This is a genomic window from Arthrobacter koreensis, from assembly GCF_035792275.1.
Classification (GTDB): domain Bacteria; phylum Actinomycetota; class Actinomycetes; order Actinomycetales; family Micrococcaceae; genus Arthrobacter_B; species Arthrobacter_B koreensis_A.
On record NZ_JAMWKK010000003.1, the window covers coordinates 119,049 to 142,613 of the forward strand.

Consider the following 23,565-nt stretch of genomic DNA (forward strand, 5'->3'; position numbering starts at 1 on the left):
GCATGCGATCGCCTGGGACCATTCTATTCCCTGAGGGCCCGCGTTGTTTCCGCCCGGGCACTGAGCTCCGCAGCCCCGGGATACTTCACTTCTTCCAGAACCAGGGGGTGGGGCGGAGCCAGTTTTGAGTTGGAGTCCCTAATCCGCGCGAACATCCGCTCGGCCAGCCAGCCGGGACGCCTCTCCCCCGCTCCGACAAGCAGTGCGCCTCCGATGAGGGACCGCACCATGTTGTGGCAGAACGCGTCCGCCTTCAGGCTTGCCTGGAGGATGCCGTCCGGCCGGCGGACAAACACGAACTCCTGCAGTTCACGGATGGTGGTAGCCCCCTCGCGGGGTTTGCAGAAGGATAGGAAGTCCTGGATTCCAAGCACACCGGCAGCTGCCTGGTTCATCGCATTCTCGTCCAACCGCGTCTTGTGCCACAGGGTGATATTGCGCAGCAGCGGATCCCAGTCCTCCTGGCAGTCTGCTATGCGGTAGCTGTAGCGGCGCCACAGTGCCGAGAAGCGGGCGTCGAAGCCGGTCGGGGCAATGGAGGCCCGGTGGACTTCAACGGCGCCTGCCATAGCTTCCACCGCACGCCGGGAAAGTCCGGCTTCCTTCAGCGGTACGGTCAGCTCACGGTTCAGGACTCCGCGCAGGCGCCGCTTGAACGCTTCTGCGGGCTCAAGGTCCGTGCTGCGGGCCAGCGCCGCCCATTCCGCCCCGGTGGCATCAAAGTGGACCACCTGGCCGCGGGCGTGGACACCGGCGTCGGTCCGTCCGGCAACCGTTACTCTTATGGGCCGGCGGAAGAGGACAGCCAGGGCGGCCTCGAGGGTCCCCTGCACGGTAACGAGACCCGGCTGGACAGCCCACCCCGCAAACGGAGCACCGTCGTAGGAAAGGTCCAGCCGAATACGAAAAGGCCCGCCGTCCGGGTTAGGGACAGCGGGCCTCTCGATCGTCATACCCCAATATTAAGGGCATGGCGTGGAAATCAGAGAATTACTTCTTCTCTTCGGTTTCCTCAGCAGCTTCGTCAGCGGAGTCTGCAGACTCTGCGGAATCAGCGGACTCAGCGGACTCTGCGGAGTCGGCAGACTCAGCGGAATCAGCGGACTCGCCGGAGTCAGCCGAATCGGCGGACTCAGCAACCGGAGCCGGAGCAGCGGCTGCAGCGGCGGTGGAAGCCTCTGCAACGACGGACTGCTTGGCGGAAAGCGGTTCCAGCACCAGTTCGATGACAGCCATGGGAGCGTTGTCGCCCTTGCGGTTGCCGATCTTGGTGATGCGGGTGTAACCGCCGTCGCGCTGTGCAACGGCCGGTGCGATCTCGGTGAAGAGCTCGTGAACGAGGCCCTTGTCAGAGATCAGGGCCAGGACGCGGCGGCGGGAAGACAGGTCTCCACGCTTTGCGAAGGTGATCAGGCGCTCGGCGTACGGGCGCAGGCGCTTGGCCTTGGTCACCGTGGTGGTGATCTGCTTGTGCTCGAACAGCTGGGCTGCCAGGTTCGCCAGCATCAGGCGCTGGTGAGCCGGGCTGCCTCCGAGGCGCTTACCCTTGGTGGGTGTAGGCATTACATTTTCTCCTCAAACGGTGCTGTGCAGTGCTCCTAGGCACTGACGGCAAGATTTTGCGTGTTTAGAGCTCGTCGTCCGAGAACTCGGACTCGTCCTCTTCGATGGCTGCGGCGCGGGCGGCCAGATCAAACCCGGGAGGGGAATCCTTCAGGGACAGACCCAGTTCAACCAGCTTCGCCTTCACCTCGTCGATGGACTTCGCACCGAAGTTGCGAATGTCCATCAGGTCAGCCTCGGAGCGGGCTACGAGTTCACCCACGGTGTGGATGCCTTCGCGCTTGAGGCAGTTGTAGGAGCGCACGGTCAGCTCAAGGTCCTCGATCGGCAGGGCCATGTCGGCTGCCAGGGCGGCATCCGTGGGGCTCGGACCGATTTCGATGCCTTCAGCTGCGGTGTTCAGTTCGCGGGCCAGGCCGAAAAGCTCAACCAGGGTGGTGCCTGCAGAAGCGACAGCGTCGCGCGGTGCAATGGCATCCTTGGTCTCGACGTCGACGATCAGGCGGTCGAAGTCAGTGCGCTGCTCGACACGGGTGGCTTCCACGCGGAAGGTCACCTTCAGGACCGGCGAGTAGATGGAGTCAACCGGAATACGGCCGATCTCCTGGTCGCCGGACTTGTTCTGGCTTGCGGAAACGTAACCACGTCCACGCTCGATGGTCAGTTCGAGTTCGAACTTGCCCTTCGAGTTCAGGGTGGCGATGTGCAGATCCGGGTTGTGGAACTCGACGCCGGCCGGCGGAGCAATGTCCGCGGCAGTGACGACGCCGGGGCCCTGCTTGCGCAGGTAGGCCACGACGGGCTCGTCGTGCTCGGAGGACACCGAGAGGTTCTTGACGTTCAGGATGATCTCAGTGACATCCTCCTTAACGCCCGGAACGGTGGTGAACTCGTGCAGAACTCCGTCGATCCGGATGCTGGTTACGGCAGCACCGGGGATGGAGGAAAGGAGCGTACGGCGAAGCGAGTTGCCAAGCGTGTAGCCGAAACCGGGCTCCAGCGGCTCGATGATGAACCGTGAGCGGTTGTCGGCTACTACTTCTTCAGTGAGGGTGGGGCGCTGTGCAATGAGCACTTGCATTTCCTTTCAGCGAGCGTCCGCTATATGACGCAACACAAATGGTGGAAACGACGACGGCGGGGACACCCCGCGCGCGTCTTGGACGGCTAGCAGCCTCGCACCCGGGCCTGCGCCGCGTCGGGCCCTTTGACAGGGACAGACGCGGCACAGGCACCGGCAACGAATGCGAATTAGACGCGGCGGCGCTTCGGGGGACGGCAGCCGTTGTGTGCGCTCGGGGTGACATCCTGGATGGTGCCAACTTCCAGGCCGGTGGCCTGCAGCGAACGGATCGCGGTCTCGCGCCCGGATCCCGGACCCTTCACGAAGACGTCGACCTTGCGGACGCCGTGCTCCTGTGCACGCTTGGCAGCGGCTTCAGCAGCCATCTGCGCAGCGAACGGGGTGGACTTACGGGAGCCCTTGAAGCCAACCTCACCGGCGGAAGCCCATGAGATGACAGCACCGGTCGGGTCCGTGATGGACACGATGGTGTTGTTGAAAGTGCTCTTGATATGCGCCTGGCCCAGCGCGATATTCTTCTTATCCTTGCGACGCGGCTTGCGTACCGCTCCACGAGTCTTGGGGGGCATTACTTCTCCTACAAAGAGTTTGGTTTAGGTGACCTGGCTGTGCAGGTCATGGCCTGGACCGCGTTATTTAGCGGCCGGCCTTCTTCTTACCGGCAACGGTGCGCTTCGGGCCCTTGCGGGTACGAGCGTTGGTCTTGGTGCGCTGGCCGTGGACAGGCATGCCGCGGCGGTGGCGGATGCCCTGGTAGCTGCCAATCTCGACCTTGCGGCGGATGTCGGCTGCCACCTCGCGGCGGAGGTCACCCTCAACCTTGAAGTTGCCCTCGATGTAGTCACGCAGCTGAACGAGTTCAGCATCGGTGAGGTCCTTGACGCGAGTGTCCGGGCTGATGCCGGTCTCTGCCAGGGTCTGCTCTGCACGGGTCTTGCCCACGCCGTAGATGTAGGTAAGCGCAATGACAACCCGCTTTTCGCGGGGAATGTCTACGCCGGCGAGACGTGCCATATTGGCGGTTCTCCTTTGGTGTTACCGGAGGTCTGAAGCAGTACGTCCCTGTTTCCAGGTCCCCGGCCTCCGTACCGGGGGTATGCGTCACGCGTATCAGACGCTGTACTGCCATATTCAATTACTACGCGTGGGCTTAGCGCGTTCCGGCCTGGGCCGGAACAGTAACCGCTTCTTAGCCCTGGCGCTGCTTGTGGCGCGGGTTCTCGCAGATCACCATGACTCGGCCGTTACGGCGAATCACCTTGCACTTATCGCAGATCTGCTTGACGCTCGGCTGGACCTTCATGGTTTTCCTTTGCGTGGTTGCAGGGTTGAGCTCCAGTCCTCTCCCGGGGGAACGAACCGGAGCCTTGGTTGTTACTTGTAGCGGTAGACGATACGGCCCCGGGTGAGGTCGTACGGGCTAAGTTCCACCACAACGCGGTCTCCGGGGAGGATGCGAATGTAGTGTTGACGCATCTTTCCCGAGATGTGTGCGAGCACAATGTGGCCATTGGCCAGCTCAACGCGGAACATCGCATTGGGCAGGGCTTCGTTGACCGAGCCCTCAATCTCTATGACGCCGTCTTTCTTGGCCATATCCTCCGCTAACGTCTGTGCCGCCCTTAATTGCCGGGGCAGCGGTTTTTGGTGTTTGATGGTCTCACCCGCGTGCCGTCCCAGCTGGCCGGAGCCGGTTGGAAAAGGGCACGAATGTAGAGACAACCAACAGATAACTCTACGCCACAACCCCGGATAAGTTAAATCCCGCTGCCCGTCCGGGCCTTCGGCTGCCGCGTTAGGCCAGCCTGGACCACTCTGCCAGCTCCCCCGGCCGGTCGGTGATGATCCCGTCCACTCCCGCCGCGGCCGCCGCTTCCCACTGATCCGGTTCGTTTAGCGTCCACACACAGACTTTCACGCCCTCGTCCTGCAGCAGCGAAACCAGCTGCGGGGAGGAACGCAGGATCCCGCCGTGGGGATTGCAGTAGCCGGCGGCGGTTTCCGTGAGAAAGCGCAGGAACTGTCGTTCCTCTCCCGCGACCGGCTGCATCGTGATCAGCAGCCCCCGCTCAATATCAGGTGCGGCAGCGTGCAGGCTCCGCACAGTGCGCGGCGAGAAACCCTGCAGTACGCAGCGTTCGGCCAGGCCGGCCTCGCGCAGGGGCGCTGCTGCCGCGGCGATCTGGTCCGGGTTCCACTCCCCCTTGAATTCGAGCAGCCAGCCCAGGTTCGGATGCCCGGCAGCGAAGTCCACCAGGTCTGCCAGGACCGGCACGCGCTCTCCTGCGTAGTCCTGAGAGAACCAGGATCCGGCGTCTGCGCTCTGCAGCTCGGACGCGGTGAGGTCCGCTACGCGGCCGTCCCGTCCGGCAGTCCGGTTCAGGGTGTCGTCGTGGATCAGGACTACGGCCCCGTCAGCGCTGAGCTGCAGGTCGGTCTCGATCATTGCTGCCCCGGCCGCCGCAGCGGAGGCGAAGGCGGCCAGGGTGTTTTCAGGTGCGTATGCGGAATTGCCCCGGTGGGCGACGGTCAGCAGGTTCACAGGTACGGCTCGACGTTCTGTTCGAAGGACTTGGCGATGGCGTCAGACGCAGCGGCGAATGCGTCCGCCGCCGGAGTGTCCTGAAGCATGATCTTCTCCAGCGCCGTGGTCAAGTGCTGGTCGCCCGAGGGAACAAAGGACCGTGCCCAGTCCTGCACCCGGGTGGTGGCCAGCTGGTCGACGGCGGTGCGGAACTGGGGGGCCTTGGCATAGACCGCCTGCATCTCGGCTCCGTCCGCAGCGGAGGTCCGGACGGGCATGTACCCGGTGTTCGCGGAGAAGTACGCTGTCTGCTCGGGTTCGCCGATGAACTGCAGGAACATCGCCGCGGCCAGCTGTTCCTCGGGTGACTTCTCAGCCGCAATGGCGATTCCGGTGCCGCCGGTGGGGCATGCGGGTCCGGCGGGTCCTTCGGGCAGGAATCCGGTGCCGACGTCGAATTTCGCGGCTTCCATAATGCCGCTGAGCGAACCGGTGGAGGCAATGGTGCAGGCGCTCACGCCGGCAGTAAAGTCAGCGACGTAGTCGGCGGCGGAAACGGCCACCGTCTTCTGCTGGTGGATCATCCCGCGCAGGAACTCCCCTGCTTCGACAGTCTTGGGATCATCCAGGGTGAGCGTCCATTCCCGGGAGTACTGCCCGCCCAGCCCCCACATGATGTTGCAGAACCACCAGGCCGACCAGGAGGTGTCCGATCCCAGGGCCATGGGCGCCGCTCCGCCGTTCGCTGCTGCCAGTGCCGGAGCCCAGGAGTTGTACTCCTCCCAGGTCTTCGGGGCCCGGTCGGGCAGGCCGGCAGCCTTGAACAGGTCCCGGTTGTAGTAGAACAGCGGGGTGGAGCGGGCGTAGGGGAAGGCCCAGTGGTTTCCGTTGAACTCGTAGTCGTTGTACAGGCCTGCGTTGTAGTCGGCGGTTTCAATGCCCAGGTGCGCCGCGACGTCGTCGACCGGGAGGATCTGGCCGTTGATCATGTAGCGGAACCACCACACGTCACTGGCCCCCACGAGGTCCGGAACGTTATTGGTGCCGGCCGAGGCCTGGAAGCGCTGAGCAACCTCGTCGTAGTTGGCGCCTGCGGTCACCAGTTCAACGTCGATGCCGGTCTTGGCCGTGAACCGGCGGATGAGTTCTTCCTCGATCGGTTTGGAAGCACCGGGGTGGTTGGACCACCAGGTGATTTTCTTGGCGGGCGTGACGGAAGCCCAGTCGGTTCCGGCAGTTTCGACCGCTCCCCCGGTTCCGGCAGTCGAGGGGCCGCCGCAGGCGGCAAGGGCGGCGGATCCGCCGAGGATTCCGGCGAGGGCCAGGATGTTCCTGCGGGTGAGACCGGCGGGAGCTGAGGCGGCAACGGCAGGGGCAAGACGCTTGTTCATGGTTTCCTTCGGTTTTTCGATACGGGATGCGTTGGATGAAAGGCGGGCGTGGTGGTGTGGCCGGCTTAGCCGGTGACCGCGCCGGCGGTGAGACCGGAGACGATCCGGCGCTGGAGCACAAAGAACAGGGCGAGGACAGGGACGGTGACCAGTACCGTGCCGGCCATCAGCACGCCCCAGTTGGTGACGCCGTCGTTGTTCTGCAGCAGCGTGAGCCCCACGGGCAGCGTCATCATCTCGGCGCGGTCCACCACCAGCAGGGGCCAGAGGTACTCGTTCCATTCGTTGACCACGGAGACCAGGGCTACGGCGGCGATGGTTGGTGCGGACATGGGCACCACAAACTGGAACAGCCTGCGCAGGTGGCCGGCGCCGTCGAGCACCGCTGCTTCCATGACCGACGGCGGCAGGGAGAGGAAGTGCTGGCGGAACAGGAACGTTCCAAAAGCACTGGCCAGCCCCGGGAGGATGATGCCCTGGTAGGTATTCAGCCAGCCCAGTTCTGCCACGAGCGTGTAGTTCGGGATGATCACGATCTGCTGCGGGATGAGCAGGGCGAAAATCACGACGGCGAAGAACACCTTCTTGAACGGCACGTCCACGAAGACCAGCGCGTAGGCCGTGGTCAGCCCCAGGAGGATCTTCAGGCCCGCACCGATCACTGTCACGAGGAGCGAATTCGCGAAGAACGCGCCGAACGGAACACGTTCGGCGGCCGCGGCGTAGTTGGAAAAGTCCCAGCCGGCAGGCAGCCACTGGATCGGAACCGTGTAGATCTCGTCCGGTTCCTTGAAGCTGGCCAGCATCATCCAGATCAGCGGGAGGACCATGACGGCGACGGCTGCCGCCATGGCTGCGTAGCCTGCGAAGGCAGGACGTCTCCGGGTCCCGGGCCCTGCGGACTGGGATCCGGACACAGCAGGGCGCAGTACGGTACTCACGAGTAGTGCACCTTCCGTTCAACGAATTTCAGCTGCAGGAGCGTGACGGCGAGGAGCACCAGGAACAGGATGGTCGCGATCGCCGAGGAGTAACCCGCGGTTCCGGCCACGAAGCCCTGCTGGTAGATCTGGTACATCATGGTGGTCGTGCCTTCCAGCGGCCCGCCCTTGGTCATGGCCTGGATGATGTCGAACGACTGCAACGAGCTGAGCAGCGTCGTCACCGAGAGGAAGAACGTTGTCGGCCCAAGCAGCGGGAGGGTAATCCCCGCCAGGGTCCTGAGCCGTCCCGCCCCGTCCAGGGACGCGGCTTCCAGCAGGTCCCTGGGAATTGCCTGCAGGCCCGCCAGATAGATGAGGGCGACGTAACCCGCGTTTTTCCAGAGGTAGACGATGATGACCATGGCCAGCGCGTAGCCCGGATCGTTGTACCAGTCCGGTGAGGGCAGGCCAACGGCCTGCAGCAGCGCGGACGTCACTCCGAAGTTCGGATCGAAGACGAAAAGCCACAGCAGCCCGACGGCGACGCCGGAAAGCACGTACGGCGCGACGACGATGGTGCGGGCCGCTCCCCTGAGCTTCAGCCTGCTGTTCAGGAGAAGGGCGAGGGCGAGTCCGATGACCATACCGCCGCCCACTGTGGCCAGCGTGAAGACCACGGTGACGGCGACGACCTGCGGGGTGCCCGGCGCCGTCAGCCAGTCGGTGTAGTTCCGCAAACCAACCGGGCGGGCGATAGCAGAACCGATATTCCACTGGAGTGTTGAGTAGTAGAACGACTGAAGCAGTGGTTTGTAGGTGAAGACGAGCAGCAGGGCGATGTTGGGGCCTGCCAGGAGTGCGAAGAGCAGCCAGTTTGAGGATTTGCGCCGGCGGCGGGAAACCGGCGGCCGGGACTGGCTCCGGCGCGGGAGCGGACCATCCGGACCGGTTCCCGGGACGGGCGGCACGGCATGCCCGGGCGGGGACAAAGTGGAAGATGACATGTTCGGGTGCGAACCTTCGTCGAGAGCGAATTGACGCCTTCAGCCTAGGTTTTGCGGCAGGGGCAAACGGGCCTGCTCCGGTCGTTTGGGGAAGACTTCAGCACCCGTTGGATGTCCTTTCAGGCCGCGTTCAGCAGCCGTTCACTTTGTGACACGGAACGGACGGCCTTCCGCGGAGCTGCCCTGCTCCGCTTCCGAAGCCGGGTTTGCTAGGGTCGGGGCCATGGATTCCCCGCGCACAGCAGTAATTCGGCCGGTCCGCAGGAATGTGCTCTCCGGAGTGCTGGTGGGGATCGGCATCGCAGCCTTCGTCGACGAGGTGGTCTTTCACCAGCTGCTCCAGTGGCATCACTTCTACGACAAGTCGACTGCTTCGGCCGGCCTGTTCTCCGACGGCCTGTTCCATGCCTTCGGCTGGTTCGCCGTAGTGGCGGGGCTGTTTCTGTTCGCAGACCTCCGCCGCCACCGCCTCCTTATGCCCCTTCGGTGGGCCGGCGCGCTCCTGGTAGGTGCGGGTGGTTTCCAGCTTTACGACGGCACCATCCAGCACAAGCTGCTGACGCTGCACCAGATCCGGTACAACGTTGAACTGCCCTACGACATCGCCTGGAACACCGTGGCAGTGCTGATGATCGGTGTTGGTGTCTTCCTGCTGGTGCGCACGCGGTCCGCGGAACCGGCGGGCCACGGGCACTAATGCACCATTCCACCGGCACCTATCCGGCAGAGGTCCTGTTCCTTGTCCCTGCCTGTGCCGCCGCAGTGGCCTACGTTGCCGGCGCCCGTTCGGGCCGGGCAGCCCCGTGGCCCGTGCACCGGAGCGTCCTCTTCGTCCTGGGCCTCGCCCTCGTCCTGCTGACGGTTCTTGGCCCCCTCCCGGTGCTGGCCCATGCGGACTTTACCTGGCTGGCGCTCTCCCATGTGTCTGCAGGCATGCTGGCACCGCTGTTGCTGGTTCTCTCCCGCCCGGTCACTCTTGGGCTCCGGGTGATGGACAGGATGCCGGCCAGGCGCACGGTCCGGATTCTGCGCAGCCGCCCTGCCCGGTTCCTCGCACACCCGGTAACCGCCGCCGTCCTGAACGTCGGCGGAATGTTCCTGATGTTCAGGACCCCGCTGTTCGGGGCCATGGCCACCCTGGCTCCGGTGCACTGGCTGGTGACGTTTCATCTGGTAGCCGCCGGCTACCTGTGGACGGCTGCCCTGGTTGGACGGGACCCCAATCCGCACCGTGCGGGCCTGCGTGTGCGGGCCGGCGTACTGATCCTCACTGCGGCTGCGCATAACGTCCTGGCGAAGTCGCTGTATGCTGATCCGCCGGCCGGGATCCCGGCTGCCGCCGCCGAGTCCGGAGCCATGGCCATGTACTACGCCGGCGGAGCCGTGGAAGTCGCGGTCATGATCATTCTCTGCCTGCAGTGGTACCGGCGTTCGGCGCCTGCCGGTACCACTTCGGCGCAGGCGGAACCCTCCGGGAATACGGAAAAAGCCCGTTCCGCGGGTACGCAGAACGGGCCTTTAACCAGGCAAGCCGGTGAAGAAACCGGCGGAAACGGGATCAGGGAACAGGCACCGGCGTGACGCCCAGCGGCGCGAGCCGCGAGGCACCGCCGTCGGGAGCCGTGAGCACCCAGATCCCCTTCTCGTGGATGGCCACTGTGTGTTCCCACTGGCAGGAGCGGGCGCCGTCCGTGGTTACCACGGTCCAGTCGTCCTCCAGGGTGACAGTCTCAATACCGCCGCGCACGAGCATTGGCTCGATGGCAAGGCACATCCCGGGCTTCAGCTTCGGACCGCGGTGGCTGGTCCGGTAGTTAAGCACGTCCGGGGCCTGGTGCATTTCGGAACCGATGCCGTGGCCCACGTAGTCCTCGAGGATGCCAAGGGGCTTCCCCGGGACGGAACTGACGTAGTCATCGATCGCTGCTCCAATGTCACCAACGAACCTGCCCTTGGCAGCAGCAGCAATACCGTGCCACATGGCGTTCTCGGTGACATCGGAGAGCCGCTGGTCTTCGGGGTCAGCCGTGCCGACAATGACGGTACGGGCCGAGTCTGAATGCCAGCCGTCCACCACGGCACCGCCGTCGATCGAGATGATGTCCCCGTCTGCCAGCACGCGGCTACCCGGGATGCCGTGAACAACTTCCTCGTTGACCGAGGTGCAGATCGTGGCCGGGAAATCGTAATACCCCAGGAAGTTCGACGTCGCGCCCGCCTCGGCAAGCACTCCGGCGAAGACCTTGTCGATCTCGGCCGTGGTGATGCCGGGGCGGGCGGCTGCGACCGCCGCATCCAGTGCCTTGATCAGCACCAGGCCTGCCTCGCGCATGGTGCGCATTTGCGCATTGGTTTTGTACTGGATCCGCGGCTGGGCCAACGTCTCGCCTTCTGTCTGTTCTAGCTGGTCTGCTTAAGTGCCTGCATGACGCGCTCGGTGACCTCGTCGATGTCGCCAAGACCGTCGACGCGGGCAACGATTCCGCGCTTCTCATAGCTGTCAACGACGTCGGCGGTCTGCTGCTTGTACAGCTCGAGGCGGTGGCGGATGACTTCTTCGTTGTCATCTGCGCGGCCTTCGATTTCCGCGCGGCGGAGCAGGCGCTGGACCAGCTCTTCGTCGTCGGCGGTCAGCAGGAGCACCGCGTCGAGGCTTTCGCCGCGTGATGCGAGAATGTCGTCGAGTTCCTCGACCTGCGCGGTGGTGCGCGGGTAGCCGTCAAGGAGGAAGCCGTCCTGGACGTCTTCTTCCTGCAGGCGGGAACGCACCATGTTGTTGGTGACTTCGTCCGGAACGAAGTTGCCGGCGTCGATGTACTTCTTGGCTTCGATGCCAAGCGGGGTCAGGTTCTTCACGTTGGAGCGGAAGATGTCCCCGGTAGAGATCGCGCTGACACCAAGGCGTTCCGAAATACGGGAAGCTTGTGTTCCCTTGCCGGCACCGGGAGGCCCAATAATGAGCAGACGTGTCATCGCAATAACCCTTCGTAGTGACGCTGCTGGAGCTGCGCGTCAATTTGTTTGACCGTCTCGAGTCCCACACCAACCATGATGAGGATCGAGGTTCCGCCGAACGGGAAGTTCTGGTTTGCCCCGACCAGCACCAGGGCAATCAGCGGAATAAGGGCGACAATGCCCAAATACATGGCGCCGGGCAGGGTAATGCGGGAGAGCACGTACTGCAGGTATTCGGCGGTGGGGCGGCCGGCACGGATGCCGGGAATGAAGCCGCCGTACTTCTTCATGTTTTCCGAGACTTCTTCGGGGTTGAACGTGATCGACACGTAGAAGTACGTGAAGAACACGATCATCAGGAAGTACACGGCCATGTACAGCGGGTGGTCCCCTGAAGTCAGGTAGTTGTTGATCCAGACAACCCATTCCGGCGGAGCCGAACCGTCAGAGGGGGTGTTGAACTGGGCCAGCAGGGACGGCAGGTAGAGCATGGAGGACGCGAAGATCACGGGGATCACGCCGGCCATGTTGACCTTGATGGGGATGTAGGTGTTCGTCCCGCCGACCGTGCGCCGGCCAACCATGCGCTTGGCGTACTGGACCGGAACACGCCGCTGGGACTGTTCCACGAAGATCACGAGCGCGACGGTGACAATGCCGATGGCAATCACGCCGAGGAAGATGGTCCAGCCCTGAGCGGTCAGGATGGCTCCCAGGGCGCTGGGGAAGCTGGCCACAATTGAGGTGAAGATGAGGAGGGACATGCCGTTGCCGACGCCCTTCTCCGTCACCAGTTCACCCATCCACATGATCAGGCCGGTACCGGCCGTCAGGGTGATGATCAGCAGCAGGATGGTGATGATGTTGTCGTCCGGGATGATCGGCACTGCGCACTGGTTGTTGAACAGCGCACCGGACCGGGCCAGCGAGACCACGGTGGTTGCGTTCAGCAGGCCCAGGGCGATCGTCAGGTAGCGGGTGTACTGCGTAAGCGTGGACTGGCCCTGCTGCCCTTCCTCGTAGAGAGCCTGGAAGTGCGGGATGACCACGCGCAGCAGCTGCACGATGATGCTGGCGGTGATGTACGGCATGATGCCGAGGGCGAAGACTGAGACCTGCAGCAGGGCGCCGCCGCTGAAGAGGTTTACGAACTCGTAGAGACCACCCGAGGTGGCGCCAAGAGCCAAGCACTGCTGCACATTGCCGTAGTCAACACCCGGGGCCGGGATAAAAGCACCCATGCGGAAGATAGTGATGATTCCCAGCGTAAACAACAGCTTGCGTCGCAGGTCTGGCGTCCGGAAAGCCCGGCCAATAGCGCTAAGCAAGCGTCCTCCTGAAGAAAGTGTGGAAATGAGTCCCGGCGGGACTTGAACAAAACCTGAGTCTATCCGCTCAGGGCCGCTGTTGCGTTATTGAACATAACAGCGGCGGGAGCGTTAAAGGCACCAAGCCCCCGGCCGGCCGATTAAAGGCCTTCCGGGAGCTTAGTGTCATGCTGGCGCAGCGCACAACCGGCTGCCGGCACCCGGGAAACCCGGGGCCGGCAGCTTGGCTGTGCGCGGAAGAACACGGTGCTTAGAGCGCCGTGGTCGATCCGCCTGCTGCAGCGATCTTTTCAGCGGCGCTTGCAGAGAATGCATCCGCCTTGACATCAACCTTGACGGTGATGTCGCCGGTGCCCAGCACCTTGACGGGCTGGTTCTTGCGCACGGCACCCTTGGCAACGAGGGCCTCAACGGTGACCTCGCCTCCTTCGGGGAACAGTTCGGAGATCTTGTCCAGGTTTACAACCTGGAACTCGACCTTGAACGGGTTCTTGAAGCCGCGCAGCTTCGGCAGGCGCATGTGCAGCGGCAGCTGCCCGCCTGCGAAACCGGCCTTGACCTGGTAGCGGGCGGCAGTACCCTTGGTACCGCGGCCAGCGGTCTTACCCTTGGAGCCTTCACCGCGGCCAACACGGGTCTTAGCCGTCTTGGCACCCGGGGCAGGACGCAGGTGGTGGACCTTCAGAGCCTTGTTATCTTCGGCCATGTTACTTCGCCTCCTCAACCTTCACGAGGTGCGGAACCGTGTTGATCATGCCAACGGTCACGGCATCAGCACTGCGGACGACGGTGTCGCCGATGTGCTTCAGGCCGAGTGAACGCAGCGTGTCGCGCTGATTCTGCTTACCACCGATGGTGGACTTAATCTGGGTGATTTCCAGCTGTGCCGAGCTGACGGCAACGCGCTTCGGAGTAGTCATCATGCACCAGCCTTCTGCATGTTGCGGATCATCGCTGCGGGAGCAACTTCGTCCAGCGGCAGGCCACGGCGGGCAGCCACAGCCTGGGGCTCTTCGAGGCGCTTCAGCGCGTCAACCGTGGCGTGCACGATGTTGATCGCGTTGGAGGAACCCAGCGACTTGGAAAGCACGTCGTGGATGCCGGCGCACTCGAGGATGGCTCGGACCGGACCGCCGGCGATAACACCGGTACCCGGGGAAGCCGGACGGAGCAGGACGACGCCTGCGGCTGCTTCGCCCTGCACCAGGTGCGGGACGGTGCCGGCAATGCGGGGAACGCGGAAGAAGGACTTCTTCGCTTCCTCGACTGCCTTGGCGATAGCCGAGGGAACTTCCTTTGCCTTGCCGTAGCCAACGCCGACCATGCCGTTGCCGTCACCGACAACAACCAGGGCGGTGAAGCTGAAGCGACGACCACCCTTGACCACCTTGGCGACGCGGTTGATGGTCACGACGCGTTCAATGAACTTGTCCTTGTCATCATTGCGTCCGCCGTCGCGTCCGCCGCGTCCGCCGCGGTCACGGCCTCCACGGTCAGAGCGCTGCTCGCCCCGGCGGCCGCCGCGGCGGTCGTCGTTGCCTGCGGCAGCGGTTTCCTTGGTCTCAGTTGCCTCAGCAGATGTAGCTTCAGTCACCTGATTTTCCTTTTCCTTGTTTGCCTCGGTCACAGTGCCAGCCCACCTTCGCGTGCGCCGTCTGCGACAGCCGCGATGCGGCCGTGGTAGCGGTTTCCGCCGCGGTCAAACACCACGGCTTCGACGCCTGCAGCCTTGGCACGTTCGGCAACGAGCTCGCCGACGCGCTTCGACTTGGCAGTCTTGTCGCCCTCCATGGAACGCAGGTCTGCTTCCATGGTGGACGCGGATGCAACGGTTACGCCGCGGCTGTCATCGACAACCTGGACGAATACGTGGCGGGCAGAGCGGTTGACGACCAGGCGCGGACGGGCCGCGGTGCCGGCAATGCGCTTGCGGATCCGCAGCTGGCGGCGGCTCCGGGAAGCGGACTTGCTCTTGGAATTGCGCTTCTTATTGATGCTGATGGCCATGATTACTTACCAGCCTTTCCGACCTTGCGGCGGACAATCTCGCCGGCGTAACGAATGCCCTTGCCCTTGTAGGGGTCAGGCTTGCGCAGCTTGCGGATGTTGGCGGAAACCTCGCCGACCTGCTGCTTGTCAATGCCGGAAACGGTGAGCTTCGTGGGGCCCGTAACGGTGAGCGTGATGCCCTCCGGAGCCTTCACGGAAACCGGGTGGCTGTAGCCCAGGGCGAACTCGAGGTCCGAGCCCTTGGCCTGCACGCGGTAACCGGTGCCAACGATTTCCAGGTCCTTCTTGTAGCCTTCGGTCACACCGGTGATCATGTTGGAGATCAGGGTGCGGGTCAGGCCGTGGAGGGAACGGGATTCGCGCTCGTCATTGGGGCGGGCGACGGTGATGGTGTTCTCGTCCATGGAAACCGAGATCGGGCTGGGCACAACGTGGCTCAGCTCGCCCTTGGAACCCTTGACCGTGACGGTGTTGCCATCAATGGCAATCTCGACACCGGCGGGGACAGAGATGGGCAGACGTCCAATACGTGACATTATTCTTTCCCTTCCCTGCTACCAGACGTAGGCGAGGACTTCCCCACCCACACCCTTCTTGGCGGCCTGGCGGTCGGTCAGCAGACCTGACGACGTCGACAGGATGGCGATACCCAGCCCACCCAGAACACGCGGCAGGTTGGTGGACTTTGCGTATACACGCAGGCCCGGCTTGGAGATGCGGCGTACGCCGGCGATCGAACGCTCGCGGTTCGGACCGAACTTGAGGTCCAGGGTCAGCGTCTTGCCAACCTGTGCCTCTTCTTCCTTCCAGCCCGAGATGTAGCCTTCGGCCTTCAGGATGTCGGCAACGCGTGCCTTCAGCTTGCTGTACGGCATGGACACGGAATCGTGGTATGCCGAGTTTGCGTTGCGCAGACGCGTAAGCATGTCTGCGACAGGATCTGTCATTGTCATGTGGGCTCTAGCCCTCCCTCGTAACGGTTTCTGCTGCTCGGCGCGAAGCGTGCCCCGCGTTGTGCAACAGACCTTTTACGTAGTAATTAATCTTCGGATTTGAACGGGAAGCCGAGCGCCTTCAGCAGCGCGCGTCCCTCGTCATCGGTCTTTGCGGTGGTAACCACGGTGATGTCCATGCCGCGTACGCGGTCGATCTTGTCCTGATCGATTTCGTGGAACATCGACTGCTCGGTCAGACCGAACGTGTAGTTGCCGTTGCCGTCGAACTGCTTGCCGCTCAGGCCGCGGAAGTCGCGGATACGCGGGAGCGCCAGGGTGACCAGGCGGTCCACGAATTCCCACATGCGGTCGCCGCGCAGCGTAGCGTGCGCACCGATCGGCATGCCTTCGCGCAGCTTGAACTGTGCGATCGACTTGCGTGCCTTGGTGATCTGCGGCTTCTGGCCGGTGATGGCCGTCAGGTCGCGAACAGCACCGTCGATGAGCTTGGAGTCCTTGGCGGCATCTCCAACACCCATGTTCACAACGACCTTGACGAGGCGCGGAACCTGGTTGACGTTTGCGTAGTTGAATTCGTCCTGCAGAGTCTGCTTGATTTCCGCTGCGTAGCGGGTCTTCAGACGGGGAACGATCTTGGTGACAGTCTCAGTCATTAGAGGTCCTTCCCAGAGCCCTTGGCGACGCGGATGCGCACGGTGCGGGTCCGGCCGTCTTTTTCGACGATTTCGGTGCGGTAGCCAACACGGGTGGGCTTCTTCGTCTCGGGATCCACGACGGCCACGTTGGAAACGTGGATCGGGGCCTCAACAACCTCGATGCCGCCGGTCTTGGAACCACGGGAGGACTGGCCAACCTTGGTGTGCTTGGTTACGCGGTTGATGCCCTCAACGAGCACGCGGTTGGTCTCCGGGAAAACCTTCAGAACCTTGCCCTGCTTGCCGCGGTCTCCGCCGCGCTCAGCCTTGGCACCGGTGATGACCTGAACCAGGTCACCCTTCTTGATCTTTGCCATGATCTACAGCACCTCCGGAGCCAGCGAAATGATCTTCATGAACTTCTTGTCGCGAAGTTCGCGGCCGACCGGGCCGAAGATACGGGTACCGCGGGGGTCGCCGTCATTCTTCAAGATCACTGCAGCGTTCTCATCGAACTTGATGTAGGAACCGTCCTGGCGGCGGCGTTCCTTCTTGGTACGGACGATGACGGCCTTGACCACATCGCCCTTCTTGACGTTGCCGCCGGGAATTGCATCCTTGACGGTGGCAACAATGGTGTCGCCAATGCCTGCGTAGCGACGGCCGGATCCACCGAGAACGCGGATGGTCAAGATTTCCTTGGCACCCGTGTTGTCGGCGACCTTCAGTCGCGACTCCTGCTGAATCACTTATTACTCCTGTCGTCGCGCTGGTTCTCAGTTTTCCTGAGCCTTGCGGAACGGATATGGGTGGACCCCGTAATACTGGTACTCAGCACCGACCCCTACGGGCCGCTCTGCAGCGCAAGCCGCAGCACCATGCTGAACAAGATTATCGGGCTTTTGTCTTATTCGGCGGTGAGGAAGGTCGTCCGAAAGAGGACATGCTTCCGCACCACACAGACAAGATTTCAAGTTTACCGCGAAAGGGCCCCGGAAACGAAATCCAGTGATTCCGCCGCCGGGGCCCTGACGCTGTGGACGGCGCCTGTGTGCCGAAGGAGCTGCTTTGCAGCCTCTCCCCCGGCACACGCTCCGGCCTTTTATGTGCTTTGCAGCTGTTGCCTTACGGCGTTTGGCTACTTGGCCTTTTCGATGATCTCGACCAGGCGCCACCGCTTGGTAGCGGACAGCGGCCGGGTCTCGGCGATCAGCACCAGGTCACCGATGCCGGCAGAGTTCTGCTCGTCATGGGCCTTGCGCTTCTCGGTGCGGCGAAGAACCTTGCCGTACAGTGCGTGCTTCACGCGGTCTTCGACCTCGACGACGATGGTCTTGTCCATCTTGTCGGAGACCACGTAGCCGCGAGCGGTCTTCCGGTACCCGCGGGCATCGGCTCCGTTTGCGTCAGTTGTCACTGCTGCCTCATTCTTGTTTTCGCTCATTTGGCATCATCCTCGGCAACCGCAGCTTCGGACTCCGCAGCCTTCTTCTTGGACTTCTTCTTCTCGGGAGCTGCTTCCTCGACGGGAGCAACTGCCTCGGGACGAATTCCCAGTTCACGCTCACGGAGCACCGTGTAGATGCGGGCGATGTCGCGCTTTACGGCACGGAGCCGTCCGTTGTTCTCCAGCTGCCCGGTGGCGGACTGGAAGCGGAGGTTGAACAGCTCCTCCTTAGCCTTACGCAGTTCTTCAACGAGACGCTCGTTGTCGAACCCGTCCAGCTGATCAGTTGCAAGTTCCTTTGAACCGATAGCCATTGCTATTCACCACCCTCGCGACGCACAATGCGTGCCTTCAACGGCAGCTTATGGATCGCCAGGCGCAGTGCCTCGCGAGCTACCTCTTCGGAAACACCGGAGAGTTCGAACAGAACCCGCCCCGGCTTGACGTTTGCAACCCACCACTCCGGCGAACCCTTACCGGAACCCATGCGGGTTTCGGCCGGCTTCTTCGTCAGCGGACGGTCCGGGTAGATGTTGATCCAGACCTTGCCGCCGCGCTTGATGTGGCGCGTCATGGCAATACGTGCAGCTTCAATCTGGCGGTTGGTTACGTATGCAGGCGTGAGAGCCTGGATACCCCATTCACCGAAGCTGACAGCGGTGCCACCGGTTGCAGCGCCGGAACGACCCGGGTGGTGCTGCTTGCGGTACTTGACTCGACGTGGGATAAGCATTTAAGCCTGTCCTCCTTCTGCTGCGGGGGCAGCTGCCTCAGCGGCCGGAGCCTCTGCAGCAGGCGCGGCGGCCTTGTCGCCGCGGTCGTTACGACGACGACGGTCCCCACGGTCGGCCGGGCCGCGGCCCGGACGGTCGTTGGAACGTCCGCGGGACGGTGCAGCAGCCTGCTGTGCAGCCAGTTCCTTGGAAGTGACGTCGCCCTTGTAGATCCAAACCTTCACGCCGATGCGGCCGAAGGTGGTCTTGGCTTCGAAGAAGCCGTAGTCGATGTTCGCGCGCAGGGTGTGCAGGGGCACACGGCCTTCGCGGTAGAACTCCGAACGGCTCATTTCAGCGCCGCCCAGGCGGCCGGAGCACTGGATACGAATACCCTTTGCGCCTGCACGCTGTGCGGACTGGATTGCCTTCTTCATCGCACGGCGGAAAGCCACGCGGGAAGAGAGCTGCTCTGCAACACCCTGGGCAACCAGCTGTGCTTCCATCTCGGGGTTCTTGACCTCGAGGATGTTCAGCTGGACCTGCTTGCCGGTGAGCTTTTCGAGCTCGCCGCGGATGCGGTCTGCTTCGGCGCCGCGGCGGCCGATCACGATGCCCGGACGTGCGGTGTGGATATCCACACGGACACGGTCGCGGGTGCGCTCGATCTCAACCTTGGCGATGCCGGCGCGGTCCATGCCGGTGGACATCAGCTGACGGATCTTGATGTCCTCGCGGACGAAGTCCTTGTAACGCTGGCCCGGCTTGTTGCTGTCAGCAAACCAGTGCGAAACGTGGTCAGTGGTGATGCCGAGTCGGAACCCGTGCGGGTTTACCTTCTGTCCCACTTAACGGTCCTCCTCGTTCTCGGGGGTTGCGACAACCACGGTGACGTGGCTGGTCCGCTTGTTGATGCGGTAGGCGCGGCCCTGGGCACGCGGCTGGAACCGCTTCATGGTGGGTCCTTCGTCAACGAATGCTTCGCTGATGTAGAGGTCACCTTCGTCGAAGGCCACGCCGTCACGGTCCGCGAGGACACGTGCGTTGGCCATTGCCGACTGAACTACCTTGAATACCGGCTCCGAAGCTGCCTGGGGGGCAAACTTCAGAATTGCCAATGCCTCATTCGCTTGCTTGCCACGAACAAGGTTGACGACGCGCCGGGCCTTCATAGGCGTTACGCGGATATGACGCGCAATTGCCTTGGCTTCCATTGCTTTCCTTCTCTCGTCTTCTGCCGAAAGAGCAGCGCCTAGCGGCGCTTGCCCTTGCGGTCGTCCTTCACATGGCCGCGGAATGTACGCGTCAGAGCGAATTCGCCGAGCTTGTGCCCGACCATCGACTCGGTGACAAACACCGGAATGTGCTTGCGTCCGTCGTGCACGGCGATCGTGTGCCCGAGCATGTCGGGGATGATCATCGAGCGGCGGGACCACGTCTTGATGACGTTCTTGGTGCCCTTCTCGTTTTCGGCCTGCACCTTAAGGAAGAGGTGCTGGTCGACGAAGGGGCCTTTCTTCAGGCTGCGTGGCATGTTTCCAGGCTCCTATCGCTTGTTCTTGCCGGAACGACGGCGACGCACAATAAGCTTGTCGCTCTCTTTGTTGGGGCGGCGGGTACGGCCCTCGGGCTTACCGTTCGGGTTGACCGGGTGGCGTCCACCACTGGTCTTGCCTTCGCCACCACCATGCGGGTGGTCAACCGGGTTCATGGCGACACCGCGGACGGTCGGGCGAACGCCCTTCCAGCGCATGCGGCCGGCCTTGCCCCAGTTGATGTTGGACTGCTCGGCGTTGCCGACCTCGCCAATAGTGGCGCGGCAGCGGACGTCGACGTTGCGGATTTCGCCGGAAGGCAGACGCAGCTGGGCGAAGCGGCCTTCCTTTGCAACCAGCTGAACCGATGCACCGGCGGAGCGGGCCATCTTGGCACCGCCGCCCGGACGCAGTTCAACGGCGTGGATAACGGTACCCACGGGGATGTTGCGCAGCGGCAGGTTGTTGCCGGGCTTGATGTCAGCCCCGGCGCCGGCCTCTACGAAGTCGCCCTGCTTGAGCTTGTTCGGCGCAATGATGTAACGCTTGGTGCCATCAACGTAGTGCAGCAGCGCAATGCGGGCGGTGCGGTTCGGATCGTATTCGATCTCGGCAACGCGAGCGTTGACGCCGTCCTTGTCGTGCCGGCGGAAGTCGATCAGGCGGTACTGGCGCTTGTGTCCGCCACCCTTGTGCCTGGTCGTGATCTTGCCGGTGTTGTTACGGCCGCCCTTTTTGGGCAGCGGACGTACCAGCGACTTTTCCGGCGTCGACCGCGTGATTTCGGTGAAGTCGGCTACGCTCGAGCCGCGGCGGCCCGGGGTAGTCGGCTTGTATTTACGGATTCCCATTATTTATTCCTCGTTAAAGTGGTCTCCGCCCTAGCTGAGCGGACCGCCGAAGATGTCGATTGTGCCTTCCTTCAGGGTGACAATCGCACGCTTGGTGCTCTTGCGCTGTCCCCATCCGAATTTGGTGCGCTTGCGCTTACCGGCACGGTTGATGGTGTTGATCGAGTCGACCTTGACGGAGAAAATCTTCTCCACGGCCAGCTTGATCTCGGTCTTGTTCGAGCGGGGGTCGACCAGGAAGGTGTACTTACCTTCGTCGATCAGGCCGTAGCTCTTTTCCGAGACGACGGGTGCAAGCACCACGTCGCGAGGGTCCTTTGCGGTGGTCGCGCTCACTTGGCGTCCTCCTTGACAGTGTTCTTGCCGACGAACTCGTCGTAGGCGGCCTGGGTGAAGACCACGTCGTCAGCAACGAGCACGTCGTAGGTGTTCAGCTGATCTACGTAGATCACGTGAACATCGCTGAGGTTGCGCACGGACAGTGCAGCAACATCGTTGGCGCGCTCGATAACAACGAGCATGTTCTTGCGGTCGGTAAGTGAACGCAGCGCTTCGCGTGCAGCCTTGGTGGACGGCGTTTCGCCGGCAACCAGGGTTTCCAGCACGTGGATGCGGCCGTTGCGTGCCCGGTCAGAGAGTGCTCCGCGCAGTGCGGCGGCAATCATCTTCTTGGGGGTGCGCTGGCTGTAGTCGCGGGGCGTCGGTCCGTGGACAACGCCGCCACCGGTCATGTGAGGAGCACGGATTGAACCCTGACGGGCGCGGCCGGTGCCCTTCTGCTTGAACGGCTTGCGGCCTGCACCGGAAACTTCGGCGCGGGTCTTGGTCTTGTGCGTACCCTGGCGGGCAGCAGCAAGCTGGGCCACAACTACCTGGTGCAGCAGCGGAACGTTCGTCTGAACGTCGAAGATTGCTGCGGGGAATTCAACAGTTGCTTTGTTAGCCATGAGACTAAGCTCCCTTCACGGCGGTGCGTACGAGGACGACCTGGCCGCGGGCGCCGGGGACGGCACCCTTGATCAGCAGCAGCGACTTCTCGGTATCCACGGCGTGGACGGTGAGGTTCATCGTGGTGTGGCGGACGGCGCCCATGCGGCCGGCCATCCGGAGACCCTTGAAGACGCGGCCGGGGGTGGATGCGCCACCGATGGAGCCGGGCTTGCGGTGGTTCTTGTGGGCACCGTGGGAAGCACCGACGCCGTGGAAGCCGTGACGCTTCATGACACCGGCGAAGCCCTTGCCCTTGGAGGTACCGACGACGTCGACCTTCTGGCCGGCTTCGAACATCTCAACGGAGAGTTCCTGGCCGAGCTCGTAGGTGTCAGCGTCAGCGGTGCGCAGCTCAACAACGTGGCGGCGCGGCGTAACGCCGGCCTTCTCGAAGTGGCCGGCCAGCGGCTTGGTGACCTTGCGGGGATCGATCTGGCCGTAGCCGATCTGAACGGCCGTGTAGCCGTCCTTCTCCGCATTGCGCAGCTGGGTGATGACGTTGGAATCAGCCTGGACCACGGTGACGGGGATGAGCTTGTTGTTCTCGTCCCAGACCTGGGTCATGCCCAGCTTGGTGCCCAGGAGGCCCTTAACCTGGCGGGTAAGTGAAGAAGACATAAGTATCTGCTCCCCCCTACAGCTTGATTTCGATGTTCACGTCTGCAGGCAGGTCAAGACGCATCAGCGAGTCAACGGCCTTAGGCGTGGGGTCAATGATGTCGATCAGACGCTTGTGCGTGCGCATTTCAAAGTGCTCGCGGCTGTCCTTGTACTTGTGCGGCGAACGGATAACGCAGTACACGTTCTTTTCCGTGGGCAGCGGCACGGGGCCTACTACCGTTGCGCCTGCACGCGTGACCGTCTCAACGATCTTCCGTGCTGATACGTCGATGACCTCGTGGTCATACGACTTCAGCCGGATGCGGATTTTTTGTCCCGCCATGGCGTCGTGCCTCTTTCTTCGAGTATTGCTCTCTGTACAGTTTTTGCCCCTGGCGGCCATGTCGGCCCCGGCGCTCCTCCAACAAGCTGAATCCGGAAGCTCCGGGTTCCTCAACCTGCCGAGGCTCCGACCCCCGCGCTCGGGCGTGTCGCAGATTCGAAACTGGCAACACCCGTTCAAGAATGGGGGCGGGTTATATATGGGCTTTTCCCCTGAAGGATCCGCCCCTGCGCCAGGCATTATCCTGACCGGGACGCAATCTCATCACGCACACAGTGCCGTTTTAGCGGCCTGCTCAGCGCGTGCGGGCACAAAAGCGCTTGAACAACTTCTCTAGTCTGCCAGATTGTCCTCCGGAACGCGAATCAGCGTCCAGCAGGTGCCTCTGGCTTCTAGCATATGGATTCACCGTGGACCCGAATTGCCCGATCCATGGCGCGTCATTTTCTCCAAGTCTAGCCCAGGGCACTTGCGTGCTGAAATCCGGGCCAGGGTGCTGCCATCTTCCCCGCTCCCCCGGGGCGGCGGGGCTAGGGCTCGTTCCGGTTGGCCCGGCGGATGCGCCTGGCGCGGTCAATCTCGTGCGAGAAGTGCCGGCGGCCCCAGGCCAGCCCGCCGACGACGGCAGCGGCAACGACCAAGAAGATCAGGAGTTCCATCCCCCGAGCCTATCGGAGCGGGACGGGCACTGTCAGGTCCCGTCGGAACAGAAA

The 23,565-nt window shown here is 63.0% G+C and carries 37 protein-coding genes; 2 read left to right on the forward strand and 35 right to left on the reverse strand.

Annotation, left to right across the window (positions count from 1 at the left end):
• Window positions 1-23: 23 nt before the first annotated feature.
• From NGB94_RS04040 to NGB94_RS04090, 11 genes are all read right to left on the reverse strand, one after another.
• Window positions 24-953, reverse strand: a complete 930-nt coding sequence (locus NGB94_RS04040) for a tRNA pseudouridine synthase A (RefSeq protein WP_325789268.1) — start codon at window positions 951-953, stop codon at window positions 24-26.
• 37 nt (window positions 954-990) lie between these two features.
• Window positions 991-1,563, reverse strand: coding sequence for a 50S ribosomal protein L17 (gene rplQ / locus NGB94_RS04045; RefSeq protein ID WP_325789269.1), 573 nt, complete (start codon window positions 1,561-1,563; stop codon window positions 991-993).
• Window positions 1,564-1,627: 64 nt separating this feature from the next.
• Entirely contained in the window at window positions 1,628-2,638 is a 1,011-nt protein-coding gene (locus NGB94_RS04050) for a DNA-directed RNA polymerase subunit alpha (RefSeq protein ID WP_055239375.1), read from the reverse strand.
• A 176-nt stretch (window positions 2,639-2,814) separates the two neighbouring features.
• Window positions 2,815-3,216 (reverse strand): 30S ribosomal protein S11, encoded by a 402-nt coding sequence (gene rpsK, locus NGB94_RS04055; RefSeq protein ID WP_055239374.1) that lies wholly within the window; start codon window positions 3,214-3,216, stop codon window positions 2,815-2,817.
• Between the two features lie 67 nt (window positions 3,217-3,283).
• Complete coding sequence (rpsM, locus tag NGB94_RS04060) at window positions 3,284-3,661, reverse strand: 30S ribosomal protein S13 (RefSeq protein ID WP_055239373.1); 378 nt, start codon at window positions 3,659-3,661, stop codon at window positions 3,284-3,286.
• Window positions 3,662-3,836: 175 nt separating this feature from the next.
• A complete protein-coding gene (gene rpmJ / locus NGB94_RS04065; RefSeq protein WP_012397712.1) occupies window positions 3,837-3,950 on the reverse strand; it encodes a 50S ribosomal protein L36 in 114 nt (37 codons plus the stop codon).
• 71 nt (window positions 3,951-4,021) lie between these two features.
• Window positions 4,022-4,243, reverse strand: coding sequence for a translation initiation factor IF-1 (gene infA, locus NGB94_RS04070; protein WP_055239372.1), 222 nt, complete (start codon window positions 4,241-4,243; stop codon window positions 4,022-4,024).
• 199 nt (window positions 4,244-4,442) lie between these two features.
• Complete coding sequence (locus NGB94_RS04075; protein ID WP_325789270.1) at window positions 4,443-5,189, reverse strand: glycerophosphodiester phosphodiesterase; 747 nt, start codon at window positions 5,187-5,189, stop codon at window positions 4,443-4,445.
• The gene (locus NGB94_RS04080; protein WP_325789271.1) at window positions 5,186-6,562 is read right to left on the reverse strand and encodes an ABC transporter substrate-binding protein; all 1,377 of its coding nucleotides are present in this window, start codon (window positions 6,560-6,562) and stop codon (window positions 5,186-5,188) included. Before NGB94_RS04080 ends, NGB94_RS04075 begins: the two co-directional genes overlap by 4 nt.
• 65 nt (window positions 6,563-6,627) lie before the next feature.
• Window positions 6,628-7,413 carry a carbohydrate ABC transporter permease gene (locus NGB94_RS04085; RefSeq protein ID WP_325789457.1) on the reverse strand — a complete coding sequence of 262 codons (786 nt, stop codon included), beginning with the start codon at window positions 7,411-7,413 and terminating at the stop codon, window positions 6,628-6,630.
• Between the two features lie 86 nt (window positions 7,414-7,499).
• Window positions 7,500-8,489, reverse strand: coding sequence for a sugar ABC transporter permease (locus NGB94_RS04090; RefSeq protein WP_325789272.1), 990 nt, complete (start codon window positions 8,487-8,489; stop codon window positions 7,500-7,502).
• Window positions 8,490-8,712: 223 nt separating this feature from the next.
• On the opposite strand from NGB94_RS04090, the gene NGB94_RS04095 reads away from it, so the two are divergent.
• Both NGB94_RS04095 and NGB94_RS04100 read left to right on the forward strand, forming a co-directional pair.
• Window positions 8,713-9,186 (forward strand): DUF2243 domain-containing protein, encoded by a 474-nt coding sequence (locus tag NGB94_RS04095; protein WP_325789273.1) that lies wholly within the window; start codon window positions 8,713-8,715, stop codon window positions 9,184-9,186.
• Window positions 9,186-10,070, forward strand: coding sequence for a cytochrome c oxidase assembly protein (locus NGB94_RS04100; protein WP_325789274.1), 885 nt, complete (start codon window positions 9,186-9,188; stop codon window positions 10,068-10,070). Before NGB94_RS04095 ends, NGB94_RS04100 begins: the two co-directional genes overlap by 1 nt.
• Here NGB94_RS04100 and map read toward each other — a convergent pair.
• The 24 genes from map to NGB94_RS04220 form a co-directional block, all read right to left on the reverse strand.
• The gene (gene map / locus NGB94_RS04105) at window positions 10,048-10,869 is read right to left on the reverse strand and encodes a type I methionyl aminopeptidase (RefSeq protein WP_325789275.1); all 822 of its coding nucleotides are present in this window, start codon (window positions 10,867-10,869) and stop codon (window positions 10,048-10,050) included. The two genes, NGB94_RS04100 and map, sit on opposite strands and share 23 nt — an antisense overlap.
• A 20-nt stretch (window positions 10,870-10,889) precedes the next feature.
• Window positions 10,890-11,462, reverse strand: a complete 573-nt coding sequence (locus NGB94_RS04110) for an adenylate kinase (protein ID WP_325789276.1) — start codon at window positions 11,460-11,462, stop codon at window positions 10,890-10,892.
• On the reverse strand, window positions 11,459-12,772 hold the full coding sequence (secY, locus tag NGB94_RS04115; RefSeq protein WP_325789277.1) for a preprotein translocase subunit SecY: 1,314 nt from the start codon (window positions 12,770-12,772) through the stop codon (window positions 11,459-11,461). Before secY ends, NGB94_RS04110 begins: the two co-directional genes overlap by 4 nt.
• Before the next feature lie 250 nt (window positions 12,773-13,022).
• The gene (rplO, locus tag NGB94_RS04120) at window positions 13,023-13,478 is read right to left on the reverse strand and encodes a 50S ribosomal protein L15 (RefSeq protein ID WP_055239363.1); all 456 of its coding nucleotides are present in this window, start codon (window positions 13,476-13,478) and stop codon (window positions 13,023-13,025) included.
• Between the two features lies 1 nt (window position 13,479).
• Entirely contained in the window at window positions 13,480-13,692 is a 213-nt protein-coding gene (rpmD, locus tag NGB94_RS04125; RefSeq protein WP_152227310.1) for a 50S ribosomal protein L30, read from the reverse strand.
• A complete protein-coding gene (rpsE, locus tag NGB94_RS04130) occupies window positions 13,692-14,366 on the reverse strand; it encodes a 30S ribosomal protein S5 (RefSeq protein ID WP_176697540.1) in 675 nt (224 codons plus the stop codon). Before rpsE ends, rpmD begins: the two co-directional genes overlap by 1 nt.
• Before the next feature lie 29 nt (window positions 14,367-14,395).
• Window positions 14,396-14,779 (reverse strand): 50S ribosomal protein L18, encoded by a 384-nt coding sequence (rplR, locus tag NGB94_RS04135; protein WP_091602676.1) that lies wholly within the window; start codon window positions 14,777-14,779, stop codon window positions 14,396-14,398.
• Window positions 14,780-14,781: 2 nt separating this feature from the next.
• Window positions 14,782-15,318 carry a 50S ribosomal protein L6 gene (gene rplF, locus NGB94_RS04140; protein WP_194782757.1) on the reverse strand — a complete coding sequence of 179 codons (537 nt, stop codon included), beginning with the start codon at window positions 15,316-15,318 and terminating at the stop codon, window positions 14,782-14,784.
• A gap of 18 nt (window positions 15,319-15,336) precedes the next feature.
• On the reverse strand, window positions 15,337-15,735 hold the full coding sequence (rpsH, locus tag NGB94_RS04145) for a 30S ribosomal protein S8 (protein ID WP_091602669.1): 399 nt from the start codon (window positions 15,733-15,735) through the stop codon (window positions 15,337-15,339).
• An 86-nt stretch (window positions 15,736-15,821) separates the two neighbouring features.
• Window positions 15,822-16,391, reverse strand: coding sequence for a 50S ribosomal protein L5 (gene rplE / locus NGB94_RS04150; protein ID WP_055239358.1), 570 nt, complete (start codon window positions 16,389-16,391; stop codon window positions 15,822-15,824).
• Window positions 16,391-16,750: a 50S ribosomal protein L24 gene (gene rplX, locus NGB94_RS04155; protein ID WP_055239357.1), complete on the reverse strand. Its 360-nt coding sequence runs from the start codon at window positions 16,748-16,750 to the stop codon at window positions 16,391-16,393. Before rplX ends, rplE begins: the two co-directional genes overlap by 1 nt.
• A 3-nt stretch (window positions 16,751-16,753) precedes the next feature.
• The gene (gene rplN, locus NGB94_RS04160; protein ID WP_055239356.1) at window positions 16,754-17,122 is read right to left on the reverse strand and encodes a 50S ribosomal protein L14; all 369 of its coding nucleotides are present in this window, start codon (window positions 17,120-17,122) and stop codon (window positions 16,754-16,756) included.
• Between the two features lie 389 nt (window positions 17,123-17,511).
• Window positions 17,512-17,817 (reverse strand): 30S ribosomal protein S17, encoded by a 306-nt coding sequence (rpsQ, locus tag NGB94_RS04165; RefSeq protein WP_325789278.1) that lies wholly within the window; start codon window positions 17,815-17,817, stop codon window positions 17,512-17,514.
• On the reverse strand, window positions 17,814-18,134 hold the full coding sequence (gene rpmC / locus NGB94_RS04170) for a 50S ribosomal protein L29 (RefSeq protein WP_055239354.1): 321 nt from the start codon (window positions 18,132-18,134) through the stop codon (window positions 17,814-17,816). The genes rpsQ and rpmC overlap by 4 nt, the downstream gene beginning before the upstream one ends.
• A gap of 2 nt (window positions 18,135-18,136) precedes the next feature.
• The gene (gene rplP, locus NGB94_RS04175; protein WP_055239353.1) at window positions 18,137-18,553 is read right to left on the reverse strand and encodes a 50S ribosomal protein L16; all 417 of its coding nucleotides are present in this window, start codon (window positions 18,551-18,553) and stop codon (window positions 18,137-18,139) included.
• On the reverse strand, window positions 18,554-19,381 hold the full coding sequence (gene rpsC, locus NGB94_RS04180; RefSeq protein ID WP_055239352.1) for a 30S ribosomal protein S3: 828 nt from the start codon (window positions 19,379-19,381) through the stop codon (window positions 18,554-18,556).
• Complete coding sequence (rplV, locus tag NGB94_RS04185; RefSeq protein ID WP_055239351.1) at window positions 19,382-19,747, reverse strand: 50S ribosomal protein L22; 366 nt, start codon at window positions 19,745-19,747, stop codon at window positions 19,382-19,384. It abuts the gene before it with no gap.
• A 38-nt stretch (window positions 19,748-19,785) separates the two neighbouring features.
• Window positions 19,786-20,067 (reverse strand): 30S ribosomal protein S19, encoded by a 282-nt coding sequence (rpsS, locus tag NGB94_RS04190; protein WP_055239350.1) that lies wholly within the window; start codon window positions 20,065-20,067, stop codon window positions 19,786-19,788.
• Between the two features lie 12 nt (window positions 20,068-20,079).
• Complete coding sequence (gene rplB, locus NGB94_RS04195; protein ID WP_055239349.1) at window positions 20,080-20,919, reverse strand: 50S ribosomal protein L2; 840 nt, start codon at window positions 20,917-20,919, stop codon at window positions 20,080-20,082.
• A 30-nt stretch (window positions 20,920-20,949) separates the two neighbouring features.
• Window positions 20,950-21,255: a 50S ribosomal protein L23 gene (rplW, locus tag NGB94_RS04200; protein WP_055239348.1), complete on the reverse strand. Its 306-nt coding sequence runs from the start codon at window positions 21,253-21,255 to the stop codon at window positions 20,950-20,952.
• Entirely contained in the window at window positions 21,252-21,866 is a 615-nt protein-coding gene (gene rplD, locus NGB94_RS04205) for a 50S ribosomal protein L4 (RefSeq protein ID WP_325789279.1), read from the reverse strand. The genes rplW and rplD overlap by 4 nt, the downstream gene beginning before the upstream one ends.
• A gap of 4 nt (window positions 21,867-21,870) precedes the next feature.
• On the reverse strand, window positions 21,871-22,527 hold the full coding sequence (rplC, locus tag NGB94_RS04210; protein ID WP_055239346.1) for a 50S ribosomal protein L3: 657 nt from the start codon (window positions 22,525-22,527) through the stop codon (window positions 21,871-21,873).
• A 16-nt stretch (window positions 22,528-22,543) separates the two neighbouring features.
• Window positions 22,544-22,852, reverse strand: a complete 309-nt coding sequence (gene rpsJ, locus NGB94_RS04215) for a 30S ribosomal protein S10 (protein ID WP_003803825.1) — start codon at window positions 22,850-22,852, stop codon at window positions 22,544-22,546.
• 530 nt (window positions 22,853-23,382) lie between these two features.
• Window positions 23,383-23,511, reverse strand: coding sequence for a hypothetical protein (locus tag NGB94_RS04220; protein WP_325789280.1), 129 nt, complete (start codon window positions 23,509-23,511; stop codon window positions 23,383-23,385).
• Window positions 23,512-23,565: the final 54 nt, after the last annotated feature.